Annotated in this window: 2 protein-coding genes; one reads left to right on the top strand and one right to left on the bottom strand. The window is 47.9% G+C overall.

Annotated elements, in window-relative coordinates; all coding sequences use genetic code 11:
* Positions 1-443 precede the first annotated feature (443 nt).
* On the top strand, positions 444-1919 hold the full coding sequence (locus AX760_RS03605; RefSeq protein ID WP_071831534.1) for a stealth family protein: 1476 nt from the start codon (positions 444-446) through the stop codon (positions 1917-1919).
* 125 nt (positions 1920-2044) lie between these two features.
* Here the strand turns inward: AX760_RS03605 and AX760_RS03600 are convergent.
* A partial coding sequence (locus AX760_RS03600; RefSeq protein WP_139276435.1) for a transposase occupies positions 2045-2283 on the bottom strand: 239 nt, incomplete at its 5' end.

The following is a 2283-nucleotide window of genomic DNA, read 5'->3' as shown; positions in this document are numbered from 1 at the left end:
AGTGGCTATGGACGTACAACAACGAACGGCCCAATATGGGCATCGGCGGCATAACGCCCGCACAGAAACTGAAAATGGCCGCGTGAATTCTACTGCTGAGCCCCGTTAAAAACGGGGGGATTACCGAAGCCCCAGCTCTTCTTTGCCTGCGTCAACCCGATGAGGAGATCAGGGATTACCACGGCAATGACTTGCCTATTGCCACATAAATGGCATAAAATCGTTTTCCTGGCCAGACGGCATGGCAAATCAAATAACTAAATGTCATTTACCGATTGGCGCAGAGGGGCGTTTTTCAATTGAGTTTGGAAGGGTGGCCAATTCCCCTTAGAAGGCGATGACGTAGATGGGTGTTTGTCCAATCCTCAAATTCGAAGCAAAAAAACTGAAACTTTGTGCTAAGCTAGTCAGCTTCAGGCGTCTCAAAATATACGGAAACAGGAATGCTATCTCCACGTTCATTTATCGATAAATTGGCGATTGAAATCAGAGATTATTTGAATAATCGTTATCCCGTAAGGCACATGCTGCTTGCCAGAAAACAGGCAAATTCCTGGGATGCAACCTTTGAGAAAATATTCGCGGGAAAGTCGATAGCGGGTGTCGGCGACGTGCTTGAGTCGATCAATCTTAGTTTGACGCGGCCTATCAGTGGCCTTAAGTCCGATGTTGACTTGGGCGCGACGTCGTTTCCGTTCATATTTGAAGCGATGGTGAGATTAGCAGATGCCAGCGCCCAAACGATGTATATCTACGGGAGTGATGGTTTATGGAAAAACCTTAATAACGCCCGGTTCAAGGCGTGGGTACAAAAGCCCACCAGCAGTGGCGCGGTTGAGCTGGCGATTGTTGATGCTTCCCGAGCATTGGTATCACGCCACTCCATCCACCTTTGGACCCAGCATCAGAGTTTTATCCAGTCACGCAGCCAGACTGCTCCGTTAAAGAAGGTTAGGGCTGAAAAATCGATAAAATCCTCTGCCCGGGCTCGCAACCAGAATACTATTTCGGAGATAGATGTCGTCTACACATGGGTGAACAGCAACGACGCTAATTGGCGTGAAATGGTTTCGAAGTACAAGGATCTTTCGCAAATCGATCCCGATCGATTTGATCAGACGGATGAGTTAAAATTCTCAATCAGATCGATCGAGATGTACGCGCCGTGGGTCCGGAAAGTTTTTGTTTTTTCTAATTGCAACCCACCCGAATGGTTTCAGGAAAGCGAACGCGTGAAGTGGGTGATGCATGACAAAGTTATTCCGGAACAGTATTTACCAACTTTTAATTCTCATGCAATCGAGACTTTCCTGCACCAGATCAGCGGCCTTTCGGAAAACTTCATCTATTTTAACGATGATTTTTTTCTATCAGGATTTGTGCGTCCAACGGACTTCTTCACCGCACAGGGGCAAACGATTTGCCGCCTCGAGCCTTACGGAACACTACCGTATCTTGCCGAACTGAGGACTGAAGGTGTGGCAGAAGAGTGGCAGTGTGCAGCGGTAAATGGCGCTGAACTAATGTTGATGAAAGAGAATTATTATCCAACGCAGATTCATCGCCATGCGCCTTACGCGTTTTCCCGGTCATTATATGGCGAACTTGAAGTCGCTTACGCTGCAGAGATGGATGCTACGCGTTCGGCTAGATTTAGAAGTCATGAGGATTTTTCATTCTCATCATTTCTTTACCACCACTACGCAATCAACCGAAGGTTCAGCATTCCCGTTTCTGAGGATAGTTTGATTGTGCGTCACACCAATTTTAAGCCATTTCTCGACCGGAAATCATATGTAAAAGTCCGCTTTTTTTGCTTAAATGATGGCGGTGGAAGTGCATCTCATCAGCAATACAAGAAGTTTAAAAGCGATTTCTTGAACGCGCATTATCCCTTTAAATCGAAGGCGGAACGATAAAACGGTCGGCTTCACGGCGGTGCTGAAGAAAGCAGAGATTGCCATCTCGATGGACGGTAAAGGTGCGTGGCGCGATAATGTCTTCGTCGAGCGGCTATGGCGTTAGAGTCCGTCCGAACACTTTCTCATTTTGAACATAGCCTTCGCAGCATGAGGCGGATGGAGGCTAATTTGAGGAAGGCAAGCGCATTTCTTGACAGGTTTTCGAGGTCCTTGGCCAGTCTACGGCATCGTCCGAGCCATGCGAAGGTTCGCTCGACAACCCATCGGCGTGGCAACAACTCGAAGCCTTTGGCCGCATCGGATCGCTTGACGATTTCAGTTGCCAGACCTGGTCTGGCCTTCTTCTGACCCTTTGCGAAGA

Origin of the sequence: Pararhizobium antarcticum (assembly GCF_001885585.1) — a bacterium.
GTDB classification, from domain to species: domain Bacteria; phylum Pseudomonadota; class Alphaproteobacteria; order Rhizobiales; family Rhizobiaceae; genus Pararhizobium; species Pararhizobium antarcticum.
Note: the sequence above shows the minus strand (reverse complement) of the source record. Positions and strands in the feature narration are given on the sequence as shown.

Coding starts and splice junctions, on each gene's coding strand:
- AX760_RS03605 (WP_071831534.1), top strand. CDS start 444: ATGCTATCTCCACGTTCATTTATCGATAAATTGGCGATTGAAATCAGA.